Origin of the sequence: Bradyrhizobium sp. CCBAU 25360, from assembly GCF_028128695.1 — a bacterium.
Lineage (GTDB): Bacteria > Pseudomonadota > Alphaproteobacteria > Rhizobiales > Xanthobacteraceae > Bradyrhizobium > Bradyrhizobium ottawaense.
Window position 1 is genome coordinate 185,050 of sequence record NZ_LBJA01000038.1, and the last position, 22,214, is coordinate 207,263.

Genomic DNA, 22,214 nt, shown 5'->3' on the forward strand with positions numbered 1-22,214 from the left:
GTTTAGCCTTTTGAAAGGTGAGGCCCGTCCATTGCTCTCAAAAGTCCGCTTGATTCAGATTGGGGACGTCCATCTTCCCACCGCGGGGCGATCCGGTGGGGTCCTCGACGACAAGGACTCTCGCTTCCCGTCGGATTTAAAGAAGATCATCTCCAGTACCCCCATAAAGCAGGTCTTTCGCAAGATTTATGAACTCACGGAATCCGGCCAGATTGCTGGATTGGTTTTCATGGGAGATCTGACGGACTTCGGTAAGATTGACGGGTACATCGCATGCGCAAAATATATCGCGACGGCGCTCCAGATCGGTGCCAAGGGTCAAAATTCAAAAATGCCCGTCGGCATCATTCCGGGGAATCATGATATCGACCGCACCCTCGCCAAGGAAGCAAGCTTCATAGCAAAGTTTAAGCCTCTCGTGGCAGCCCTTGCAGCGGAAGGCCTGCCAGCGATTCCCGTGACCGACCCTACATGGCTGGACCTGGACACACCGGGAGCCTCGATCGGCCTGGTTCTGTTGAACAGTTGCTGGGGCTGCGGATCGAAAGAGTTCATCCCAGCTGAATTTCGAGACGACGTGCAGGAGGCTATCGAAAAAGCGCTACAACGCGGAGAGCACGAGAAGAAAATCGCTGCGTACTACGACAGACAATTCGATACACCCGCCTTTTCAAACGATACGATCGAAAAGCTACTCAATAGCACGCCCTCAGCGAGCGAGTGCTCCGTCTTGATAGTTGCGGCCCATCACAACCTACTGCCACAACGACAAACGAGATTGGCGCCCTACACTGAGTTAGTTAACTCTGGAGCCGTCCGCAGTGCGCTGCTGGAACTCGATAGGCCCGTCCTCTATCTTCACGGTCACATCCATCAAGACCCCATTGAATTGCTACAAGTCCCCGGCGGGGCCGTGGTGGCGTCAATTGCCGCTCCTGAAATAGTTGCAGGCTTCAACATTATTGAACTCGTATTCACGCGCACAATGATGCCGCTAACTTGCCGGGTCATTAAGTGGAGATTCGATCAAGGCGGATACTTAAGGCAGCTGAAGCCGATCACCATCCCGCTTATTGGGTCCAGGCGACGATCCCATAATGAGGCCTTGGCAAGTTTATACAGCCTCCTCCTCAAGCATGGCGAAATATACTGGACAGATCTCGTTACTCAGGCGGAGGCCATCTATTCATCCAACGTTGAAGAAGAACTTGAAGAGTCGCTAGAGTTGCTTCTTTCGGATGCGAAAATCGAAATTTCTAACTACGAGCTGCGGTCGACAAATTGGATAATAGGAGCTCGCGTATGACACGACTGCCGCTCAATCCATTCAGACCTACTCGTTGGGAGCACCAACAGGACGGCAAACAGCTGATCTGGTACACGAGGATTGCGAACAATCTAGCCGACGACAAGTCGATCTACGTAAGCGGTAGCCGTGGGAGTGGTAAGACGACGCTTTTGAAAAGCGTTTGCTGGGAGGACCTGGCAACTAACAGCTCCCTACGCATGCAGAGAAAGCTCGAAGACTTCAAGAGTATTGGTATTTACATCCGCTTTCCTGACCACCTGACCGTTGCGATGTCGTTCGTTGACTGGGCGAAGATTTATCCAGACGCGCCATCACCAGCACTCGAATTCCATCGGTTCTTTTCACTGCTTGTTGAACTCACATGCTGCGAGAGAGCTCTGCACGCCTGCCACGAACTTCGATCTCAAAGCCTCGCAACATTCTCGCCAGCGAAGGAGAGGGAGATCACGAGCAGCTTTATCGCAGAATTTCCGCGGCTAGCACATTTTGCGCACACAGAAGCTGCAACTTTTTTTGAGCTGGCGCGGCTCCTGCGCGACGTAGTGAGGGAGATGAATGCCTCATCCGTACGGGGGACAGTCTCTTCGATAAACGAGCGCCTCCCGCCGCGGGAGCCCGGAGAGATGCTGTCCCTACTAGTTACAAAGCTCTCGAACGCTGTGCGACTGGCCGGGGTAACGCCTTCGCGTCCTCCCGGCTTCAAATTCTGCCTCGATGATTGCGAAGTTTTGGGAACTGCGCAGCAGGTAAGCCTCAATACACTCGTACGCAATTCCAAATTTCCGGTCTCATGGGTCGTAAGCTACGTAGGATCGTTATTCGAAAACAGCCGCACCTACCTTGAGCAGCAACCCCTCACTGATGCGGACCGTCGCGTCATCTCGCTCGACTCAAGAAATGAAAGCGATTTCCGAGAGCTCTGCCAAGCGGTCGTGAGTCTGCGTCTGATGTTTTCGGTTTCGGAGCAGGCAAGGACATTTCGCTCCGTCAAGGAGGTCTCTGAATTTTTTCCTTTAGATGCTCGATTGGGAAGCCGCTCCGTCAACGACATCATGGAGCAGATGATTAAGCGATCAACGAGTCCGACCGCAGAGCGACTCGCGAGGAACGCGGCCATTGTTCAGCGGATACAAACCGGAAGGATAAACAATGCTGCCACGCCCCCCTTGTATCAGACGTACGTTCTGCTGCATTGGCAGGGCCAGGGAGAGGCCTTCAAGACGTCATTCAACAACGCGGACGAGGACGATTTAGAGCGCCGAGCTCACTCAAGCAACAGCCCGGCTGGTGAGGCTTGGCTTAGACGAAAGCAAAACGCTGCACTGCTTCATTTGGCGTCGACTCTTGGATTTAAGCGCTTGCCTCTCGCAGGTGCAAACGTGATCGTTTCGTTGTCGGACGGTTCTATCCGCGACTTCTTAGAGATATTGGGATTTATATACGAGGCTTATACCAAAAGGCACAAATTGGACGCGTATAGTCAAGAGAGCTTGGACAAATTTGCTCTGGCTCGAACGACCATTGCTAACGAAGTCCAGACAACCGGAATTTATAGAGCGAGCAGTGCCTATCATGCAGGGGTGAGCGCTCGGGGTGAAAGGGACTTTGATGTCGTTTTGCGTCTTATTGAAGGATTGGGGCGATATGCAACGATCTTGCAATCAGATCATCGCGACCCGAGCGTAATGGGCAGGTCTGAACGTGGCATCTTCCAAGTACGGTTCGAAGCCGCCCGGAGCGAGAGGGTAGACGCCGCGGCAAGACGCGAACGGTCTGTATTGAATGTTGTGAGACAAGCGGAAATCGCTGGATATCTCAGAATGGTCGATCCTCCTAATCACGATGTGCGGGGCGACCCGAGACAAGGTCAGTTGCTGCGCTTTCGTCTTCATCGGAGGCTGGCACCCTACTATGGCTTTTCTTACAGGGGACCATACGAGACCGTTGCGGTTTCAGCTTCAGAAATTTGGCAGCTTTGCGATCGGAGCAGTCCTGTTGAGCCCATCCTTTGGGCTGAATCGATGGCGGCTAATCCGAACATGCTCGATCAGAGGGAACTGTCTCTGGGATGGGATGGCGATCAGTGAACGAGCAAGCTCTTGCCAGCGCAAACGTACTATTGAGACAATCGTCTGCCGATTTGGGCTCATTCCGAGATCGCGAATACGACTTGGTATTATCTACACTGAGCTGGGAGCAGCGCGGTACCGCGGCCTTAGAAAGGCTCGGGAGAGAAATTGATGAACTCTGCTTGTTGAGATTCAACTCTTCGAAGAACCCGGCCGCAAACCAACGCAAAGATGAACAGCTAAAGCTGCTTTCACAGTTTTCAAAATGCTGCATCCCGGTGGAGCTCGACAGCTCGACCTCTTTCTCGGCGAACGTGCAGAAGATAGACGATCTCTTGCAGGCAAAGGTCGTGAGCAAGAAGCGACCGCTTCGGGTTCTATGTGACATCACTTGCATCCCGAAGTCTTATCTACTGCTACTTATCGGCCTGGGCTTTCGGAAAAATTACTTTGCACGCCTGGACTGCCTCTATGCGGAAGGACAATATCCGCTTGGCAAACAGCATGAAGCATCAGCTTCTCTCGCGAACACGACTGGCAGCATAACGTCTGAGGGAGTTTGGGAGTCTCTTCCGGTACCATTCTTCGAATCTGAGAGCACTATTCCGAACCATCGAGACGTTTTGGTGACACTCGGGGGTGAAGTAGGCTTGACCCTGCCATTCATTGAAAAATATGAACCGCGCCGGCTGGGGTTGGTCATGATTTCGGAGAGTGAGGTACAGACGCCCAGTAGGCTCCCAAAGAGCGAGCAGTATGCCTTGAGCGAACTCCAAGGCGAGCCAAACGTCGAACGTGTCAATTTATCGCTCACCGACGTAATCGGCACGGTCAGGTACTCGATAGATTTTTGCAAGCAATCGTCCGCCGACACAATCACGGCTCTCGCTATCGGCTCGAAGACTCACGCGCTTGCGTTAGGTATTGCTGCCCTGAGCCAGCCTAGAATGGAGATCATTTGCCGTATACCGACTCGTTACACCACCCTTGATGTTGAGGCAAATGGCCGGGTGGTTGGCTTCGAAATTGAAGATCGATTTGAACCAAACGCCTATCTGTCATAATTCTACGGGCCTCTTGGTTTGGCTTGAGCAGGCCTGCATCTAACGGCGCAGGGCGAGCAGCGCGGTTTTTGCGGGGATCGTTTGATCTTAACGCCTTGATGATACGGCGCATCAGGCTTGTGCCAGTCGCGCTACTCGCGGGTCAGGTCACTCACCAGGCTTCAATATGGGCGGCGTATTCAGCTGTCTTTCGTCTTCATAGCCGTCGAGCCTAGAAGCAGGCAGCGCCCGCAAGCTGCGTCGTCTTCTTGATAAAGCTTTCTTTCGTGAGGTATTTCGCCGCGAGTTCATGGTGCAGCACTCCCGCTGACCAGTCCGCCAGTGTCGTGGAGCGTACCCGAGCGGCGCGGCAGCGTCAGCGGGAGGAATGAAAAAGTGGCGCGAAAGGGGGTCGATGGGATCATACAAAGCCAACAGCACCGTTGCGCTCGCCTCCCGAAACATTCCGGCCCGTGCACCGGGAGGATTTGCCCGAAGGGTCCCGAACGCGAGCCGTGACCTCGTCGCGGCGGCTTCCCGTTTCTCCCCCGTACCCCCTCATCGATCAAGGTCTTCCCGGGCCGTTCACTGGGTACGCTATCCTTCCCCGTAGAGTCCTGTCCCAGTCAGGCTGAGTCGATTTGACTCAGGATGATAGCGTTGAGCTAGCGAAAAGATGCCCTAACGTTTGCGTCAACGGACGTTGTTGCAAATGTTGGAGGCCCGCAGTGTCGCCGCTTATTGATCGTTTCGTCGCCTACTATCGCGTATCAACAGCCAAGCAGGGCGCATCAGGACTTGGATTGGCCGCGCAGCGATCCGCCGTAGAGGCTTACCTCAAGCAAGGGCGGGTAATCGCTGAGTTCACGGAAGTCGAGAGTGGACGTCGAACCGATAGGCGGGCTCTAGAACAGGCGCTCGCCGCTGCCCGTATTCATCGCGTTCCGCTCGTTGTCGCGAAGGTAGACCGCCTTACAAGGTCTGTCGGATTCCTTTCTCGCCTGTTGGAATCTGGTGTTGAAGTGCGCTTCGCTGACTTACCTGCGATCGAAGGTCCCACAGGCCGTTTCATGCTCCAGCAAATGGCTGCCGTGGCTGAATTGGAAGCTGGCCTCATATCAACGCGAACCAAGGCCGCACTGATCGCTGCCAAGAAGCGAGGGGTACGCTTAGGTGGTCATCGTGGTACTTCGATATCCCAGTCTGCCCAGGCTGCCAGCAGGCTGGTCAGGAGCCGCCGGGCGACCCAACGAGCCAATGACTTGCTGCCTGTCATCGAAGAGCTACGACGTCAAGGCATCACGTCGGCGGAGGGGTTGGCGAGGGCGCTAACCGCAAGGGGTATCCCGACATCGAGAGGTAGGGCCAAATGGAGCGGCGTACAGGTAGGCCGCATGCTGCACCACCATCGACAGGACACATGCAAGCCTGACCTCAATGGTAGGGGCACCTAGGAGGGCGGTGGTCCGTGCGAACATGGCAGCTACACCGGCACAGAGACTGGGACACGACAGCGTCCGACGTAGACCACACCGAGCAAATCAAGCACACCAGCAAGCATCACTCATCGACGCAACACCGCCGCGTAACTCCCATACCCATGCGGGATTGAAAATTGGCGATGGACTACCAAGTGTAAATTTTGCCTCTGCTAGGAGAAGCTTAGAGTCACATGAGCGAAAACGACAACTGGTATCCAGAACGCCCGCCGCAGTTCGCTGACGCTGGAGATTTCGAAGCCGTAATATTTGGATCAGATCGGCCGCTAACAAACGGCGCCAAAGGCTACTCCTACGCGGCTTTCGCAATCCGACGAAAGGGAGATCACGAATACCACTATGGTGTTGCTTCAAGTCGGGGAGATAGCGAGGAGTATCGAGGCTACATAGCTGCCATCGTGGCCGTCACTGAAGCATTGCCCGCTAAATCGAGCGCCATCGTGACTACTCACAACAAAACTCTCGCGACGATTTTCAAGGAATGGCTGCCCGGATGGGAAGCAAACGGCTGGAAGAAGGCGGACAAGAAGCCACCTGCCGCCGTGGAAATTCTCCAGCGTTACTGGGCCGTCAAACGTGAGCGCCAGCTTAATCTAGCGTTTGAGCACGTTGCGAGAAACGACTGGAGATTTGGTGGCGTCTTCAATCGGCTCTCCGGTACGATCCAGAGGTTTGTGGAGAAGCAGTTCCCGGAACGGCCATGAGTAGGAGCAAGAAGTTCGAGAGAAGGGCCAAACAGCTTGCAGGCCTTGGCATCTCGCGATGCGCAATTCCGGGGTGCCGCCATCCCACCATGCTATCAGCCGGCACCGGGCTCGCGGTCTTCCATTGCCGTAAGCACGTCGAGCACAAAGCCCGGCACGGATCGCACTGGCATGGGACGTACAGCGCGGCCGAACTGAAGCCGTACCTTGCTGCCGCAACCTCGTATGTTCGGCTCCGAGCCGAATCCGATCGGTTCATCAAGGCGGCCCTCAATGCCGTCGCGCTGTTGCTAGAAGAAGCCGGGCCCACGGAGATCGCTACGAGGCTCAAGGGCATGTCGGCTACCAGACGGGCTCGCATCGCATTGGCGCGGCTTCGTGCCGCAGGCATCAAGCCTGAGCGCTTCGTCGCCATCGTGCTGGCCGTCACCGCGCTAATTGAGGAAGACCCCGGCTCACACCGGACGAAAGAGTTTCGCACGGTCCAGATCGCAAAGGCCCTGCATCGGCTAGCGAGCGGCACTCATAAGCGCTGGCCATTCGTGGACCATCAGGGCAGGCAGCGCCAAACCGAACTCCACGCCTTCCCCAGGTCGTCTGGGCCCGTACTGCGCCTGATTGGTCGGGCCGTCGAGCGCGAGCTGGAATGGGTGGTGGATAAGCACCTTTCCGCCGTCCTTGCCCTGAAGGTGAAGCGATACGGACGCCATCCCACGCTGCGGACAGCAGGCCTCGGATAATTTGCGGCGGCAGGCTCTCGCGCGTCATATCTGGTGGCCGGATAACGGTACGCACATGTTGGGGCATCAAGCCGGTCACTTTGAGCACAGATTCTTGGGGCCATGACACTGAGTAGTCAGCACATGCGGTTCGATCCGCAGTTGCGGGCGAGAACCCCGGAGCTGAGGGAAGCCATCGGCCGCTTCACACAGCACCTGATCGCCCAGGAAGATAAGATCGGCCTTCGCTCTCGGGCTCGCAAGGATGAAGACCGGCGCAAATTTACCATCGCTGTTGAGGCGATGGCGTGCAATCTACTCATGCAAAGTTTCCTTCGCGAGGAGACCGCGCTCGCCATTCCGCTCGACAACAACATGATGTGGGGTTCGAACCGCTACCGGAACCCGGTCTACGGCCAACACTTCCTTGGGCTGCTTGAACTGTTGGAGCGGCTGAAGCTCCTCAAACGAGTCGCGAAAGGCTATCGGTTCTCAAAAACGGCTAAAGCTCCGTCGCTGTTCAACGCGGTTGCTGACCTTGGGAAGCGCTTTCCGAAGGTCACACCGGCCTCGTTCCGTCGCGAGCAAGAGCCGGAAATTCTCATCCTCAAGGCGGGCAGAGATGAAGACGGCAACGCGGCCTTGATGAATTACTCCGACAGCCCGAAAACGAGGACGCTTCGCAGGCGAGTTCAACGTATCAATGATTGGCTCCTCGATGCCGACATTGAATTGGCTGGCACTCACGACTCAGCCCGGCTCGGCAAGGAGGGCGAGATTATCGCGTCCTACCGGCGAACAGTCCGCAGGACTTTCAATAACAAAAGCTGGCAACAGGGCGGCAGGCTTTCCGGCGGCTTCTGGATGACGATGCCCCGCAAGGATCGATTCCGGCAGATTCGCATGAATGGCAAGCCGGTGGCCGATGTCGATTACCAGCAACTCTTCCCGCGTCTCGCCTACGTCCGCGCCAGAGCGCCGCAACCTACCGGGGACCTTTACGATGTGATGGAAGACGGCACCGGACGCGATGGCTGGAAGCTGCTCCTTAATGCTCTGCTGTTCACGCGAGGCCCCTTGAAGCGTTGGCCGCGCGATTGCAGTCCATTGCTCCCCGAATTGAACCTCAAGCAAGCGCTGGCACTACTCGAACAAAAGCACGAGCCGATTGCCCATTTATTCGGAACCGGCATCGGTTTTGAACTTATGTTCCTCGAAAGCGAACTGCTGATTGCCGTGGTCACGCATCTCTTTCAGAGCGGCATCCCAGCGCTGCCCCTTCATGATGCCGTGCTTGTGGCGGAGCCGAACGCCGAAGCCGCCAAGGCTGCTATGAAGCATGCCTTTTGCGCTGGTTCGGGCCAGTCTCGCGCGTTCATAAAAATCGAGTTTGGCCCGGTAAAATAGGCCTTTTTTGCCTTACGTCTCTGCTAAAGGACTACGAGGGCGAAGAGCTAAGGGGAAGAGAACTTCGAGGATTGTCTTAGAGGTGCGGCTTGAGCTGATCCTCTAATGCGGCGATGCCAACCACACCTTCATCGCCCGAGCCTACCCTAGTGGGGAGACCTACAGAGGGGATGAGCACAGCAGACACCCACTTCCACCGCCCCTCCCCCTTGAAGATAGACCTTCATGGCCTCCATTCACGACGCGCTCATGAGGTGAGGGGACGATGCGAACCCGGCTATAGCCATCCCAGGGTCGTCCTGAGGGAGCACCTTGAGGAGATGAGGTAAGAGTACAGCAGCTACCCACCATCGGCCCCCGCCCTCGAAGGGTAACATCTAAGGCCTCCGTCGGAGGGTCTTTGGGGCAGCATGAGATGGTCCAGTACCGAGAAGGTCATCATCGGTCCTAGCGGCCCCCTCACCGGCTACGCCAAGGGTCCTTCGAGGAAGCCCCTAGGGAGAGGGAGGACACGGCCGATCCACAATCATAGAGGCCCTACTTCAGATAATGATCAGGGCCCCCAGCCCCCTCTTTGAGTAAGTGCTCAAAGTGATCAGGCAGGCACCGGACGGGATTCAGCCAATGCTCCCCCTGCACTATCGGTCAACGTGACTTCTTGGCTTCATCGAACAGGAAACGAATCGGCGTCTCCAATGCTTGAGCAACGTGCCATAGGCTAACAATGGTCGCGTTCCGATTTCCCTGCTCCAAGCCGCTGATATAGGCCCGGTCAACACCCACTAGATCGGCAAGCTCCGCCTGCGTAATTCCAGCCGCCCTCCGCAGCCTCTTTACGTTGCCACCTACCAAGCGCCGCACGTCCTCTGACATGCGCACATAGCGACAACTTGTTGCAATCTAATGCGACGCAATATATTGCACATCTGACAAAGGAGGCCAACGAATGCGCTATGTGTTCTTGCTCGTCTTCCTGCTGCAGATGACTCCCTCCAATGCTCAATCTCTGACAGTTGAGTATAGAGCCGCTCTCGAATATTGCGCTGGCCAGCATATGGCGGACCTTGATGATGGAATTTCATCGGCGCCAATCATTGCGCGAGCACTCCTAGGGGCTTGCAGGAGAGAGAATCAAAGGCTCTTCGAGCGAGCCATGACAGGGCAATCACGCGCCTACGTGACGGGATACGAAAATGCTGCGACTGAGCAGTTTATAACCTTTGTCTTGATGCACCGGGCGAGAAAGGGCCGATCCTGACACGCCGCCTGAGCCTCCCATTTATGAGTACGCGCCCTGGCGGCCATAGAGAGAAAGGCAGGTCGTGCGGCCACCCGATGTAGTTTAGACATCGAAGTTTGATCCAGTCCGGGCTTGATTTGATCTCAGCTGGCCCTTCATCCATGCATACTGAGGTCAGCATAGGAGGGGCGAGATGGACGAAGCAGCTTACACTTTGCAGATGCGAGACCTGGATTCGAAGGAGCAAGAGGCAACGCAGCTAGCAGTCCAGGCGGTGGAAAACGCCATTCGGATGAAACGAGAGCGGATATTGGCGTACATTAATTTCGAGATGGGACGCCAAAAGCGCAGCTTCTATAAGGAAGCCCAACAATGCCAGATGTTGAGCTTTCGAAGTGCAGGCAAGTATGTGCGGCGAGCTTTAGCAACGGACTTCTGGGCGAAGTGGGGCCTCTAAGCGCCCGAAAGCAAAGCCCGGCACCTCACTTCATAGCGCAGTTGCTTGGCCAGTGCGGTCGCGTGGTCGTCAAGAGCGCCCCACGTGCGCGTTTCTAAACCGACTGTTGCTTGGTCCGCGTGCGGTAACTCGCCGGTCAATCTCGCCAAAGGTAATTGGAACAGTAATGCGCGTCTGGGGATCAACTCGATAGCCCATGACTGTGTCGCGATAGGCCTTTGAGTTCAGAGCGTCCACGAATGACCTTGGCAGGTCTCCTATCGGAAACATGGCTTCAGGCACCCCGTTGCCGCCGAACAGAGACACGGCGATCGCCCCCCTCCTTCCGTCTGACATTGGCATGACTGCGACCGTATGCTGATACTTGTCGCGCACCGTAGCAGTCTTCCCGAGAGCCAGTCGCACTGAACGGTCCAGCTCCCCTGCGATAAAGCCGCGCGGCGAAGACTTAGGCCAGTTTGCGCGAGAGTTCATCACTATTTGTCGAAATATTGCCGCATCAGGTCCAAAGGTCCAATCACTTCCAAGAAGTTTATGACCGGCCGCTAGCGCGATCTTCAAGATGCCTCGCGTCCATGCTTCCTGATTGAAATACTCGACGGTCATCCGAAGGCTATCGACGAAGGTCTGTTCCGACGCGCTCATCATGGCATCCAGAGAATCGAGAAGGTTGCCGTCCTGGCCGTACGCAATCTGATTCCGCTTCTTCATTCCCGCCAGCATTCCTTGGAGGATTGCCTCTACCTTCTCGCGCGAACCTGCAACGGAGACCGGCCCAACCTCACCATTTTCAGGACGTTGCACAGCCGTGTCCAAGACTATGTCCATGACTCCGTCTGCATTTATGGTGATCGTTCCCTTGACCCCGTCTGGACTCGTCCCTCGCCAAACGATCGGAGTAATATTTCCGCTTTGGCCCTCAAGCTGAAGCTGGTGGCGCTTGATGGCTATCGGCAGCGTGTTTGCGAACGCGGCATCGACTTCTGACCCTAGATCGTTATTTGCACCCTTTGACACATCAGGCGTAACCAGCCCATTTGAACCTCCAGCCGACCAAGGAACGATGTGCTCAATAGTAGCGGTATCGCTATCAGCCGGCTTATTCGCGTTAAGGGTTACCTCTCGATAGATGCACTTTGCCACGTTGCTTTGTCCTGCATTTCAAATGACTTCATATCGCGGATATTTGGCGAGCGCGGCCGCTTGATCTTCAAGCTCAACGCCGTGATAGCTATCCGCCACCGTGCGGCCCTCAAGCGCGTGACCTGAGATCACATCAAGCACGCGGCGTTCAATTCCGGCCCTTGTGCCGATTGGCTTGAAACGATGCCTCCAGCCGTGATTAGGTGCAACGCCCCTATCGGGGACTGCCTCACGAGCAAACTCGGCGAGCCGATTCTTGATTCCTTGCAGCGGCCCAAGCACGTCACCATCCTTTGCGGGTCGCAGGAAGAGGTGACCGTTAGGTGCGGACTTGACGAACTTCACGAAGCCCATCTCCACGAGATGAGGATGGAGAACCACGTCCCTGGCCTCGTTAGTTTTCACGGTGCCAGCTTCAGGCGTGACTGCTAGATACCAGATGTCACCATGGCGCTTGAGATCAACCTTCCTCAGTTGCGCCATTTCACCGACGCGTGCACCCGAGTAGGCCATTAGCCAGGGCACCCAGCGCTTAGCAGCGAACGTTTCCGGCATCTCTCCTCCGCGCTTCACATGCAGGCTGGAAATGAGGATCGCCTTTGCCTCTGCCTCTGTGAACGCCTTGCTGCGCAGCTTGCGAGGTTTCGAGGCTTTGAGCGTGACGCCCTCAGCGGGGTTGCTGTGCATCTTTCCATTCGACACAGCCCATCCGAACACAGCCTTGAGCCCGGAGAGGTCACTATCTTTCACGGTCTTCGCTGCAATGGGTGTTCCCGTACGAGGATTGATGGTCGCTAGACGATGATCCTTGAAGCCGATCACGTCATCCTTTGTCACGCGGCTGCAATCGTCATGACCCAGATACGCCACGAACGACGCCATCGAATTACTATAGCTCTCTTGAGTGCTGGGTTTGAGATTGCGAGCTTTCGCTTCCACCCACCATCCTTCGACCAACGAGGTCAACGAGCCGCCCTTCGCGGGTCGTCGTTCTGTAGCGCCGTTCGGCGCAACCCATGCAGGAAAGCGCTCTGCCTTCGCATCGGGTGTGTAGTCGCCTTGAGCATTCCGCAGTCGAACCTCAAACGCATCACGCAGCGCCAGCCAGAAGGCTCGCAGCAGAAGACCACGAGAGGCCGCATCAACACGGCGAATACCCTCAGACAACAGCAGGCGGTCAACGAGCCGTCCTAGGCGAATCTCCAGGGCGGCAATATCAGGCGATTGGTCAGGTGGAGGAAGGTGGTCGAGACTTAGCGCGTGGCGATCGGCTCGCGGTTTGTTCATCTCGTGCTTGCCAATGGTCTCCAGTCGAACGATACGCGCAAGGGCCGCCTCGAAGAGCGCAGCATCATCCTCAGGGTCGTGAGGCACCGGATGCATTTTGCCGTTCGGCCCCTGCTCGACGGCATGCGTGCGCTCTCTCCCCTCGCCACTGGCCCATGCCCGGTAGAGGCGTCCAGCCAGGGCGGTTGCTTGGGCGTTAGTGAGAGAGGTCGGACTATCGTCCCGGAAGGCGCGGAGAATGCGTTCCAGGTACTGGTCAGCCGCCGCGATCCTTGCTTTGACCTCGGCCGGCTCATCGGTTCGGAGGGAAAACCGGATGGCCTGAGCACGGGGCGAAATCGTCACCGCATGCGTCTCGTCACCGAGCGGAAAATACAGTGTGCGACCAACGAGCCGCTCCCGCACGTCCACCGGAATCCGTCGCACATAGAGCTGGAACCGCGAGCCATCGCGCTTCATTGGACGCACCACCCGATACAGCATGTTGCTCACCGTTGTTACACAGTCCGGCAAGCGCAAGTCACTGTAAGGGCTTAACTTATTGAAGGATAAGGAACCTTCAAGAGGATGGTGCCCAGGGGCGGAATCGAACCACCGACACTGCGATTTTCAGTCGCATGCTCTACCAACTGAGCTACCTGGGCGTGCTCCAAGAGAGGGGCCAAAGCCCATCGAGCGGGCGGTTTATAGTGGGCTAGGGGCGGCCTGTCCACCCGGCTTCGCCAAGAGGCTTCGCCGGGCGCGGCCCGGCTGTGCACAAGCTGCCGCGGCTGGCGCGCGGCGGCTCGCGTGATCCGCTAAACATTTGATATTGTTATTTATTCCATGTCATCTAAATCGTCGTCGCGGCCGGGGATGACGTAGGAGCCTTTCAGCCAGCGGTTCAGGTCGACGTCGCGACAGCGCGACGAGCAGAACGGACGGGTGGCCTCGGACTGCGGCTTGCCGCAGATCGGGCAGGTTTTGAGCGGGCTGGCAGGCTTTTTGATGGGGGCGTCCATGATGTCGGCGGCTTGCACGGAGTGAAGGGGTTCAAGAGCCTGTCGGCAAACGGGTTCCTCGTACCGGCGGCGCGTGCGCCCCGTCAGGCCATTCTACCGTGCATGGGGTTGTTTTCGCGATTTTGTTGAGCCGCGGCTTGCCGGCTCACACCGCGGTGGCGTTGAGCCAGCCGAAGCGGATCGGAAAGCCCTCGCCGCCGAGCAGCGTGGTGGTCTCGTAGAGCGGCAGGCCGACGACGTTGGTGTAGGACCCCACCATCTTCACCACGAAGGAGCCGGCGATGCCCTGCACGGCGTAGCCGCCGGCTTTGCCGCGCCATTCGCCGGACCCGATATAGGCCTGGATGTCATCTTCCGAGAGGCGCTTGAACCGGACGCGGGTCTCGACCAGCCGCTGGCGGAACGCCTCGCGCGGCGTCACCAGGGTGATCGCGGTGTAGACGCGGTGGTTGCGGCCCGACAGCAGCCGCAGGCACTGCGCCGCCTCGTCCACCAGATTCGCCTTGGGCAGGATGCGGCGGCCGACCGCGACCACGGTGTCGGCGGAGAGGATGAAGGCGCCACGCAGCTCGTCGTCGAGTTGCACCGATTTCAGCGCTGCGTCCGCCTTGGCCCTTGCGAGGCGATTGGCACAGGCGCGCGGCAGCTCGCCCCGCTTCGGCGTCTCGTCGACGTCGGCCGGCCGGAGCGCGTCCGGCTCGATGCCGGCCTGGTTGAGCAGCGACAGGCGCCGCGGCGAACCGGAGGCAAGTACGAATTTGGGGCGGCCAAGCATCAGGTGATTGGGGGGATGAGCAGGGGGTGAATTGCGCGCGGAACCTATCGGAAGGGGGCTGATTTCACAACCCGGGAACCCCAGCTTTGGTGATTCGAGGGGATGCCGAGATGCGTGTGCCCCCAGTCTGTGACGCCGGTGTTACGCCTTCTCCGCCTCTCTCCCCACGAGGGGCGAGGGGAAAGAGGCGTCCGCGGCACGAGATCAACCTGACGCCGCGCCCACCTTGGCAAAACGCCGGCGGATGCGCATCAACAGCTGGTCGCAGACGTCGCGATAGGCTGCCAGCTTCTGGTCGCGGCTGCCCTCGATGGTGGTCGGATCCTGCGTCGGCCAATATTCGACGTCGGCCGCCAGCGTCCGCGTCAGCTCCAGCGCCTTGTGGTGCGCCTCGGGCGAGAGCGTGATGATGAGGTCGAAATTCAGCCCCTCCCAATCCTCCAGCTCCTCGAAGGTCTGCGGCTTGTGGGCGGAGATGTCCTGGCCGAGCTCGGCCATCACGGACACCGCGAACGGATCGAGCTCGCCGCGCCTGGCGCCGGCCGATTTCACGTAGAGGCCCTGCGGAAACATGTGTTGCAACAGGCTCTCGGCCATCGGCGAGCGCACGCTGTTCATCGCGCAGGCGAACAGCACCGATTGCGGATCGCGTGCGCGTGAGGGCGCAGCCATCCGTGATCAGCCTTTCCAATGAAGGACGGTGATGAGCGTGAACAGCCGGCGCGAGGTCTCGAAGTCGACCCGCACCTTGCCCTTCAGCCGCTCCTGCAGCGTGCGCGATCCCTCGTCATGGATGCCGCGCCGGCCCATGTCGATGGCCTCGATCTTGTCGGGGGTCGCGGTGCGGATCGCCTGGTAGTAGCTGTCGCAGATCATGAAATAGTCCTTCACGATCCGCCGGAACGGCGTCAGCGACAACAGATGCGCGACGACGGGCGTGCCGTCCTCGCGGCGGATGTCGAACATCAGGCGGTTGCCGGTGATGCCGATATGCAGCGTGAACGGGCCCTTCCCGTCGGCGCCATCGGGCGCGAACAGGTTCTGCTCGATCAGATCGTAGATCGCGATCGCGCGCTCATGCTCGATATCAGGCCCGGAACGGCCAATCGATTCTTCGTCGAGCGTGACGCCGACGATGCGATTGGTCGAGTCGTCCTGTTCGGGCAGCTCTGTCATGACAGATTGAGGCGCAATCCAATCGAACGCGAATGGGCGTCCAGCCCCTCCGCTTGTCCGAGCGTCATCGCGGCAGGACCGAGCGCACGCAGCTGATCCGGGCCGCATTTCAGGATCGAGGTGCGCTTCATGAAGTCGTGCACCGACAGCCCTGAGGAGAATCGCGCCGAGCGCGCCGTAGGCAGCACATGATTGGAGCCGCCGACATAGTCGCCGATCGCCTCCGGCGTATGGGGCCCGAGGAACACCGCGCCGGCATTGCGGATCTTCGCAGCGAGCGCATCGGGATCAGCCGTCATGATCTCGAGATGCTCCGCGGCGATCGCGTCCGCGAGCGAAATGCTATCGCCTAAGTTCTTCACCATGATGATGGCGCCGAAATCGGCCCAGGACGCGCTGGCGATTGCGGCGCGCGGCAGCGTCTTCAACTGCGCCTCGACCGCCTTTTCGACGTCGGCGGCAAGGCGGGCCGAGTCGGTGATCAGGATCGACTGCGCGCTGGCATCGTGCTCGGCCTGCGCCAGGAGATCGGCGGCGATCCAGTCGGCATTGCCAGTGTCGTCGGCAATCACCAGCACCTCGGACGGGCCGGCGATCATGTCGATGCCGACCTTGCCGAACACCAGCCGCTTGGCGGCGGCGACATAGGCATTGCCGGGGCCGACGATCTTGGCGACCGGCGCGATCGTCGCGGTGCCGTGCGCCAGCGCCGCCACGGCCTGCGCGCCGCCGACGCGGTAGATCTCGGTGACGCCGCCGAGCGAGGCCGCCGCCAGCACCAGCGGATTGAGCTTGCCGTCCGGCGAGGGCACCACCATCACCAGGCGCGAGACGCCGGCGACCTTTGCAGGCACCGCGTTCATCAGCACCGAGGACGGATAGGCCGCAGTGCCGCCTGGCACGTAGAGGCCGGCGGATTCGATCGCAGTGTAGCGCCAGCCGAGCTCGACTCCGAGCGGGTCGGTGAAGCGCTCGTCCTGCGGCAACTGCCGGCGGTGATAGATCTCGATGCGGTCCCGCGCGAGCTTGAGCGCATCCAGCGTCGCGACATCGCAGGCCTTGTTCGCGGCCTCGATTTCGGCGGCCGAAATGCGCAAGGAGGCCGCATCCAGCGTCAACCGGTCGAACTTTGCGGTGGCCTCGAGCAGCGCGGCATCGCCCCGCTTGGCGACGTCGTCGACGATGGCGCGCGCGGCGGCTTCGACGTCGGCCGAGACCTCGCGTTTGGCGGCGAGGAAGGCCGCGAATCGCTGGTCAAAATCGGCGCTGCTGCGGTCGAGGCGAACGGGCATGTCTGGCTTGGCTTCTGGCTGGTCTTTGGGGCGGATTGGCGCACCAGGTCCCCTGCTCAATGGCGCGGCGAGGAAGCGGCGTCAACCCTCGCAAGCCGCCGTTCTGGCGCAGGCCTGAGCCGGTGCGGCTGGTATACAGGTGACCTCATCCCTCCCCTTCGATCTCCAACCCCGTTCCCAATGCGTCGGCCCCGAGGTCGGTCAGCTCACATTCCAGGCATTCGACGTCGAGCCGGATGGCCCCGCCCTCGGCGAACAAGAGCAGGGCGCTGCCGCCGGGCTCCTCGTCGCGCCCGTCCCGGGGATGAAATTCGATACCGACGAGGTCCAGGACCTTGTCGGGAGCCGCGAGCTCGATGTTGCGCGACTTGCAGGCGAGCACGCGGTCGAAGCGGAGCGCGGCGACCAGCCGGCGCGGCTCGGCCTCGCCCTCCAGCGTCTGCTCCCAGTCCAGCCGGCTCATCCCGACCACAAGCCGCTTCTCGCTTTGTCGCCAGATGATGTCGGAGGCCTGGACACGGGCGTCCTGGACATGGGTCGAGATCACGGCGAGATCGTCGGCGTCGAGTGCGATCAGTTTGAGCTGGGGCGACATCGCCGACGCTTCTCCTTCGGAATGGACAGGGCTCAACGCGCACAGGCCCAGAAATTTCCGCTCAAACTAACGGGCCGGCAGGCTAGAGGCTATTGATATCCTCCATCTCCAGCACCTTCCGCGGATACCCCTCCCGGGCGACGCGGATCATGGCGCGGCCGATCTGCTCGGTCGAAGTAACGAGCCGCGGCGAGAGCCGGCGCAGCACGGACCAAAGCGGCCCGGTTGCGGAATAGACCGCCTGCACCCAGACGGTCTTGGAACGGGCGCCGTGCAGCGGCTGGATCGCGCCGGGCCGGAACATGTAGGCGGCCCTGAACGGCAGCTTGAGCAGATCGTTCTCGGTCTTGCCCTTGATCCGCGCCCACATCCGCGAACCCTGCTCGGTGGAATCGGTGCTGGCGCCGGTGACGTAGGTGAAGACCATCTGCGGATTGAGGCGCGCCAGCGTCGTCGCAGCCGCGAGCGTGAGGTCATAGGTGAGGTGGCGGTAGCGCTGCTCGCTCATGCCGATGGAGGAGACGCCGAGGCAGAAAAAGCAGGCATCGAAGCCGGTGAGCTGGGCCTCGATCGTTGAATAGTCCAGAAAATTGTCGTGGATGATCTCGGTGAGCTTGGCGTTGCGCACCCCCGTCGGGCTGCGGCCGACCACGAGCACACGGGCGATGCCGGCGTCGACCAGGCATTCGCGCAAAACGCCCTGCCCGACCATGCCGGTGGCGCCGAAGATGATGACTTGCATCGGGATGTTCCTGGCGGGCTCGCGGCTCACGCCGCGGCCGCGATCTCGTCGAAGGATACACCGGTCAGCGTCGCCGAGACATCCCACAGCATGGCAGCGGTGGCGAAATCCTTCGCGTGTGGCATGATCTTCGCCGCCGCGGGCGCCCCCTTCATTTCGTAGAATCCGTTCGGGCCGTAATAGCTGCCTGGCTCGGCCGCGGGGGAAGTCGCGGCGAGCAGCGTTGGCAGTGCGCCCTCCGCCGCGGACTGGCTGAACAGCGGCTGGAGCAGCCGGCCGATCCGCGACTGGAACGTGTTGGCGCCCGGCCCGTTCGCAATGAGGTCGGTGCGCGCAAAGCCGGGATGCGCGGCAATGCTGCTCACACCCCAGCCGGCCGCGTCGCTGCGACGCTGCAATTCGAGCGAAAACATCAGCATCGCCAGCTTGGACTGGCAATAGGCGCGCCACGGACGATAGGAATGCTTGCCTTGCAGATCGTCGAAATTGATCGTGCCGGAGCGGTGCGCAAGGCTCGAGAGATTGACGACACGCGGCGCCTTCGCGCGGCGAAGCGGCGGCAACAGGTGGGCCGTCAGTGCGTAGTGGCCTAGATAATTGGTGCCGAATTGCATCTCGAAACCGTCCTCGGTCTGCTGGCGTTTCGGCAGCGCCATCACGCCGGCATTGTTGACGAGAAGATCGAGCTGCTCGTTGCCGGCGGCGAAGCGCCTGGCGAAATCGGCGACGGAGGACAGGCCGGCGAGATCGAGAGGCTCGTAGGCGATCAGCGCATTGGGAAACCGCTCGCAGATGCCTTCGATGGCCCGCAGGCCCTTTGCGTCATTGCGTCCGGTGAGTATGACAATGGCACCGGCGCCCGCCAGCGCCATCGCCGTCTCGTACCCGAGGCCACCCGTCGCCCCCGTCACGACGGCCGTCTTGCCGGCGAGAGAGGGGATGTCTGCCGTGGTCCAGTCGGTCATGCCATGTCTCCGTTCGGGGCTGGAATGAGGCCCGCGGCCAATCTAAATGTGCACTGAGTGCAACTTTGCAAGAGGTGAAACGATTTGAAGGCTTCGAAGGTTGCCCGGAAATTGCCCGCGGACGGAAAATCCCCTGTTGTCACCGGCTTGCGCCAGCGCAAGCAGCAGGAGACCCGCGCGCGGCTGACCCGGGCGGCGATGACGCTGTTCCTGGAGCGCGGCTTCGAGGCCACGACCATCGACGACATCGCGGCGGCGGCGGAGGTGTCGCGGCGCAGCTTCTTCCACTATTTCGCGTCCAAGGAGGACGTGGTGGCGGCCTGGCAGGAAAATGCCGCCAGCGCGCTGGTCGCCGAGGTCGTCGCGCGGCCCGCGGACGAATCCATGCTGACGGCGGCGGAGAATGCGATCGCGTCGGCGGTCAAGCGGCTCGATCCGGCGGAAGCCGCGGCCATGTCGCGGCTCAAGCGCGACAATCCCGCGCTGCAGGCGCGCGACCAGCTCAAATACGAGAAGCTCGAGCGCGCGCTGGCCGAGGGCCTCGCCCAGCGCGCACGAACCAAATCCGACCGGTTGCAGGCGCGGCTCGTCGCCATGATCGCCACCGGCGCGATGCGCGTCGGCGGCGAGAGCTGGATCGGCGAAGGCGCGCGTGAGAAGCCGGAGGCGTTCGTCAAGCGCACCTTCGATGCGATCAGGGCGATCTTGAAGTGAGGCGCCTCACTCCCTGAAGAACGCCAGCAGGTCCGCGTTGATGGTTTCGGCGTGCGTGGTCGGCATGCCGTGCGGGAAACCCTTGTAGGTTTTCAGGATGCCCTTCTTCAGAAGCTTGGCCGAGAGCGGCGCGGAATCGGCGTAGGGCACGATCTGGTCGTCGTCGCCGTGCATGACCAGAACCGGCACGTTGATCTTCTTCAGATCCTCGGTGAAGTCGGTCTGCGAGAACGCGACGATGCCGTCGTAATGGGCCTTGGCGCCGCCCATCATGCCCTGGCGCCACCAGTTCTGGATCACCGCTTCCGACGGCTTTGCGCCGGGACGGTTGTAGCCGTAGAACGGGCCGGCAGGGAGGTCGCGATAGAATTGCGTGCGGCTGGCCGCGAGCTGCTTCTGGAGATCGTCGAACACGCTCTTCGGCAGGCCGCCGGGATTGGCCGCGGTCTGCAGCATCAGCGGCGGCACCGCGGACAGGATCGCGGCCTTCGCCACCCGGCTGTCGCCGTGGCGCGCGATGTAGTGCACGACTTCGCCGCCGCCGGTGGAATGGCCGACATGGATGGCATTCTTGAGGTCGAGATGCGCGGTCACGGCCGCGAGGTCGTCGGCATAATGATCCATGTCGTGGCCGTCGGAAACCTGCGACGAGCGGCCATGGCCGCGGCGGTCATGGGCGATGACGCGATAGCCGTTGTTGACGAAGAAAATCATCTGCGCGTCCCAGTCGTCGGCCGACAACGGCCAACCATGGCTGAACACGATCGGCTGGCCACTGCCCCAATCCTTGTAGAAGATCTCGACGCCGTCCTTGGTGGTGATGGTGGGCATGGGGGGACTCCTTAAGTGGAACGTCATTCCGGGGCACGCGAAGCGTGAACCCGGAATCTCGAGATTCCGGGTTCGATGCTTCGCATCGCCCCGGAATGACGAGGGGGAGACCGATCAGGCAAACGCCATCGGCTTGAAGCGGCGCCAGGCGCCGATGGTGAGCACGACGAAGAACACCAGCACGATGCCCTGCACCGCCGCGAACACGGGACCCGACGGCGGCGCCGGCGCCACGGCCGGCGCGAGCGCGGCAAGCGCCGGGACCTTGAGGAACGACTGGATCACCAGCACGAAGACGTTGAAATACAGCGAGATCATCGCGGTCACGACGTAGACCGGACGCCAGACGCCGGTGAGCTTCATACCGTACAGCGCGAAGCAGGCGATGGCGAGCAGCACCAGCGAGATGATGCCGATGATGTGCGAGGGCAGCAGCTTCTCGAACGGAAAAAGGAAGCCGGTGGCGCTGGTCAGGATCGTGAAAGCCAAGAAGATCGCGGTAAGGCCCGGCATCGACTTCGACCCGAGCAGGCCGAACATCACGACGAGGCCGGCGGCGATGGCGATCAGGCTGATGACGACATGGACCATCGTGAAGGCGGACAGGCTCAAGCCAAGGACCATGACATCTCTCCTACGCATCGAGGTCACGAGAGTAGTATTACGGTCCTCATGGGATTGCCACCTGCGTTGTCGTCACATGCATGTGCGAAGCCATGCGTCATCGTGCGAATCGACAAACGCATGGCTTATTTTTTTGCACCGCTGTCACAAACGACGGCAGATTTTCGACGAAAGTCGAATCGAGCCTCACACTTCCTTGGTGTCGAAGATCAAGAGGTCGGCGCCGCCGCTGGCGAATTTCGGCACGTCGGCGCCGGTGGCCTTGCCTTCCGGACTGCCGAAGGCCGCCTGGATGTCGCCCACGCTGTCGAAGGTGAGAATGGCAACGAGATGGATTCCGGAAGGACCTGCAGGAGATGCGACCGGCCCCTTGCTGACGGCGTATTTTTTCAGGCCGGGAAGTTTTTTGGCGAGCGGAATGTGGGTCTCGGCGTAGTACTTGTCGAAGGCGGCAGCATCCTTGGGTGTCTTGTAGAGCACGACGACTTCAGCCATTTAGTCCTCCCTTTTAAACTGTTCTGTTAGATCCTCATGGTGAGGAGCGTGCGAAGCACGCGTCTCGAACCATGCAGGCTCGGATGCAGCCGGGCCTGCATCCTTCGAGACGCGCTGCGCGCTCCTC

23 protein-coding genes and 1 tRNA gene are annotated in these 22,214 nt (G+C 59.9%); 9 read left to right on the forward strand and 15 right to left on the reverse strand.

The genetic code is table 11. The annotated features are described in order from the left end of the window. The first annotated feature begins 31 nt into the window (after window positions 1-31). The 7 genes from XH81_RS16780 (at window position 32) to XH81_RS16810 (ending at window position 8,750) form a co-directional block, all read left to right on the forward strand. Complete coding sequence (locus XH81_RS16780; protein ID WP_271596284.1) at window positions 32-1,306, forward strand: metallophosphoesterase family protein; 1,275 nt, start codon at window positions 32-34, stop codon at window positions 1,304-1,306. Further along, window positions 1,303-3,396: an ORC-CDC6 family AAA ATPase gene (locus XH81_RS16785; protein ID WP_271596285.1), complete on the forward strand. Its 2,094-nt coding sequence runs from the start codon at window positions 1,303-1,305 to the stop codon at window positions 3,394-3,396. Before XH81_RS16780 ends, XH81_RS16785 begins: the two co-directional genes overlap by 4 nt. Continuing rightward, window positions 3,393-4,442 (forward strand): hypothetical protein, encoded by a 1,050-nt coding sequence (locus XH81_RS16790; RefSeq protein ID WP_271596286.1) that lies wholly within the window; start codon window positions 3,393-3,395, stop codon window positions 4,440-4,442. Before XH81_RS16785 ends, XH81_RS16790 begins: the two co-directional genes overlap by 4 nt. Before the next feature lie 707 nt (window positions 4,443-5,149). Further along, window positions 5,150-5,875, forward strand: coding sequence for a recombinase family protein (locus tag XH81_RS16795; RefSeq protein WP_271596287.1), 726 nt, complete (start codon window positions 5,150-5,152; stop codon window positions 5,873-5,875). A gap of 218 nt (window positions 5,876-6,093) precedes the next feature. Next, window positions 6,094-6,624 carry a hypothetical protein gene (locus XH81_RS16800; RefSeq protein ID WP_271596288.1) on the forward strand — a complete coding sequence of 177 codons (531 nt, stop codon included), beginning with the start codon at window positions 6,094-6,096 and terminating at the stop codon, window positions 6,622-6,624. Beyond that, entirely contained in the window at window positions 6,621-7,364 is a 744-nt protein-coding gene (locus XH81_RS16805) for a hypothetical protein (protein WP_271596289.1), read from the forward strand. Before XH81_RS16800 ends, XH81_RS16805 begins: the two co-directional genes overlap by 4 nt. 123 nt (window positions 7,365-7,487) lie before the next feature. Continuing rightward, complete coding sequence (locus tag XH81_RS16810; RefSeq protein ID WP_271596290.1) at window positions 7,488-8,750, forward strand: hypothetical protein; 1,263 nt, start codon at window positions 7,488-7,490, stop codon at window positions 8,748-8,750. Window positions 8,751-9,395: 645 nt separating this feature from the next. On the opposite strand, the gene XH81_RS16815 is transcribed toward XH81_RS16810, so the two are convergent. Continuing rightward, entirely contained in the window at window positions 9,396-9,623 is a 228-nt protein-coding gene (locus tag XH81_RS16815; RefSeq protein WP_271596291.1) for a helix-turn-helix domain-containing protein, read from the reverse strand. Window positions 9,624-10,183: 560 nt separating this feature from the next. On the opposite strand from XH81_RS16815, the gene XH81_RS16820 reads away from it, so the two are divergent. Then, the gene (locus XH81_RS16820) at window positions 10,184-10,447 is read left to right on the forward strand and encodes a hypothetical protein (protein ID WP_271596292.1); all 264 of its coding nucleotides are present in this window, start codon (window positions 10,184-10,186) and stop codon (window positions 10,445-10,447) included. A gap of 69 nt (window positions 10,448-10,516) precedes the next feature. On the opposite strand, the gene XH81_RS16825 is transcribed toward XH81_RS16820, so the two are convergent. From XH81_RS16825 to XH81_RS16875, 11 genes are all read right to left on the reverse strand, one after another. Continuing rightward, window positions 10,517-11,590: a hypothetical protein gene (locus XH81_RS16825; protein ID WP_271596293.1), complete on the reverse strand. Its 1,074-nt coding sequence runs from the start codon at window positions 11,588-11,590 to the stop codon at window positions 10,517-10,519. A gap of 18 nt (window positions 11,591-11,608) precedes the next feature. Beyond that, window positions 11,609-13,360 (reverse strand): recombinase XerD, encoded by a 1,752-nt coding sequence (locus XH81_RS16830; RefSeq protein WP_271596294.1) that lies wholly within the window; start codon window positions 13,358-13,360, stop codon window positions 11,609-11,611. A gap of 85 nt (window positions 13,361-13,445) precedes the next feature. Continuing rightward, window positions 13,446-13,521 (reverse strand) — tRNA-Phe (locus XH81_RS16835). A 174-nt stretch (window positions 13,522-13,695) separates the two neighbouring features. After that, window positions 13,696-13,878: a DNA gyrase inhibitor YacG gene (gene yacG / locus XH81_RS16840; protein ID WP_095426891.1), complete on the reverse strand. Its 183-nt coding sequence runs from the start codon at window positions 13,876-13,878 to the stop codon at window positions 13,696-13,698. Window positions 13,879-14,023: 145 nt separating this feature from the next. Further along, a complete protein-coding gene (locus XH81_RS16845; protein ID WP_007597557.1) occupies window positions 14,024-14,653 on the reverse strand; it encodes a Maf-like protein in 630 nt (209 codons plus the stop codon). A 204-nt stretch (window positions 14,654-14,857) separates the two neighbouring features. Next, entirely contained in the window at window positions 14,858-15,325 is a 468-nt protein-coding gene (locus tag XH81_RS16850; protein ID WP_028140735.1) for an arsenate-mycothiol transferase ArsC, read from the reverse strand. A 6-nt stretch (window positions 15,326-15,331) separates the two neighbouring features. Then, window positions 15,332-15,829 (reverse strand): UPF0262 family protein, encoded by a 498-nt coding sequence (locus XH81_RS16855; RefSeq protein WP_028140736.1) that lies wholly within the window; start codon window positions 15,827-15,829, stop codon window positions 15,332-15,334. After that, entirely contained in the window at window positions 15,826-17,121 is a 1,296-nt protein-coding gene (hisD, locus tag XH81_RS16860; RefSeq protein ID WP_095426842.1) for a histidinol dehydrogenase, read from the reverse strand. The genes XH81_RS16855 and hisD overlap by 4 nt, the downstream gene beginning before the upstream one ends. A gap of 145 nt (window positions 17,122-17,266) precedes the next feature. After that, window positions 17,267-17,716, reverse strand: coding sequence for a DUF2948 family protein (locus XH81_RS16865; RefSeq protein ID WP_018321264.1), 450 nt, complete (start codon window positions 17,714-17,716; stop codon window positions 17,267-17,269). 82 nt (window positions 17,717-17,798) lie between these two features. Further along, window positions 17,799-18,458 carry an epimerase gene (locus tag XH81_RS16870; protein ID WP_028140738.1) on the reverse strand — a complete coding sequence of 220 codons (660 nt, stop codon included), beginning with the start codon at window positions 18,456-18,458 and terminating at the stop codon, window positions 17,799-17,801. Between the two features lie 26 nt (window positions 18,459-18,484). Beyond that, the gene (locus tag XH81_RS16875) at window positions 18,485-19,423 is read right to left on the reverse strand and encodes an SDR family oxidoreductase (RefSeq protein WP_095426840.1); all 939 of its coding nucleotides are present in this window, start codon (window positions 19,421-19,423) and stop codon (window positions 18,485-18,487) included. 84 nt (window positions 19,424-19,507) lie between these two features. Here XH81_RS16875 and XH81_RS16880 point away from each other — a divergent pair, with 84 nt between their 5' ends. Then, window positions 19,508-20,137, forward strand: coding sequence for a TetR/AcrR family transcriptional regulator (locus XH81_RS16880; RefSeq protein WP_038972205.1), 630 nt, complete (start codon window positions 19,508-19,510; stop codon window positions 20,135-20,137). Between the two features lie 6 nt (window positions 20,138-20,143). Here the strand turns inward: XH81_RS16880 and XH81_RS16885 are convergent, their stop codons facing one another. The 3 genes from XH81_RS16885 to XH81_RS16895 all read right to left on the reverse strand — a co-directional run bounded on the left by XH81_RS16885 (window position 20,144) and on the right by XH81_RS16895 (window position 22,087). Further along, on the reverse strand, window positions 20,144-20,968 hold the full coding sequence (locus XH81_RS16885; RefSeq protein WP_097669118.1) for an alpha/beta fold hydrolase: 825 nt from the start codon (window positions 20,966-20,968) through the stop codon (window positions 20,144-20,146). A gap of 114 nt (window positions 20,969-21,082) precedes the next feature. After that, window positions 21,083-21,592 (reverse strand): hypothetical protein, encoded by a 510-nt coding sequence (locus XH81_RS16890; protein WP_028140742.1) that lies wholly within the window; start codon window positions 21,590-21,592, stop codon window positions 21,083-21,085. Window positions 21,593-21,778: 186 nt separating this feature from the next. Next, on the reverse strand, window positions 21,779-22,087 hold the full coding sequence (locus XH81_RS16895) for an EthD family reductase (protein WP_026202518.1): 309 nt from the start codon (window positions 22,085-22,087) through the stop codon (window positions 21,779-21,781). Window positions 22,088-22,214: the final 127 nt, after the last annotated feature.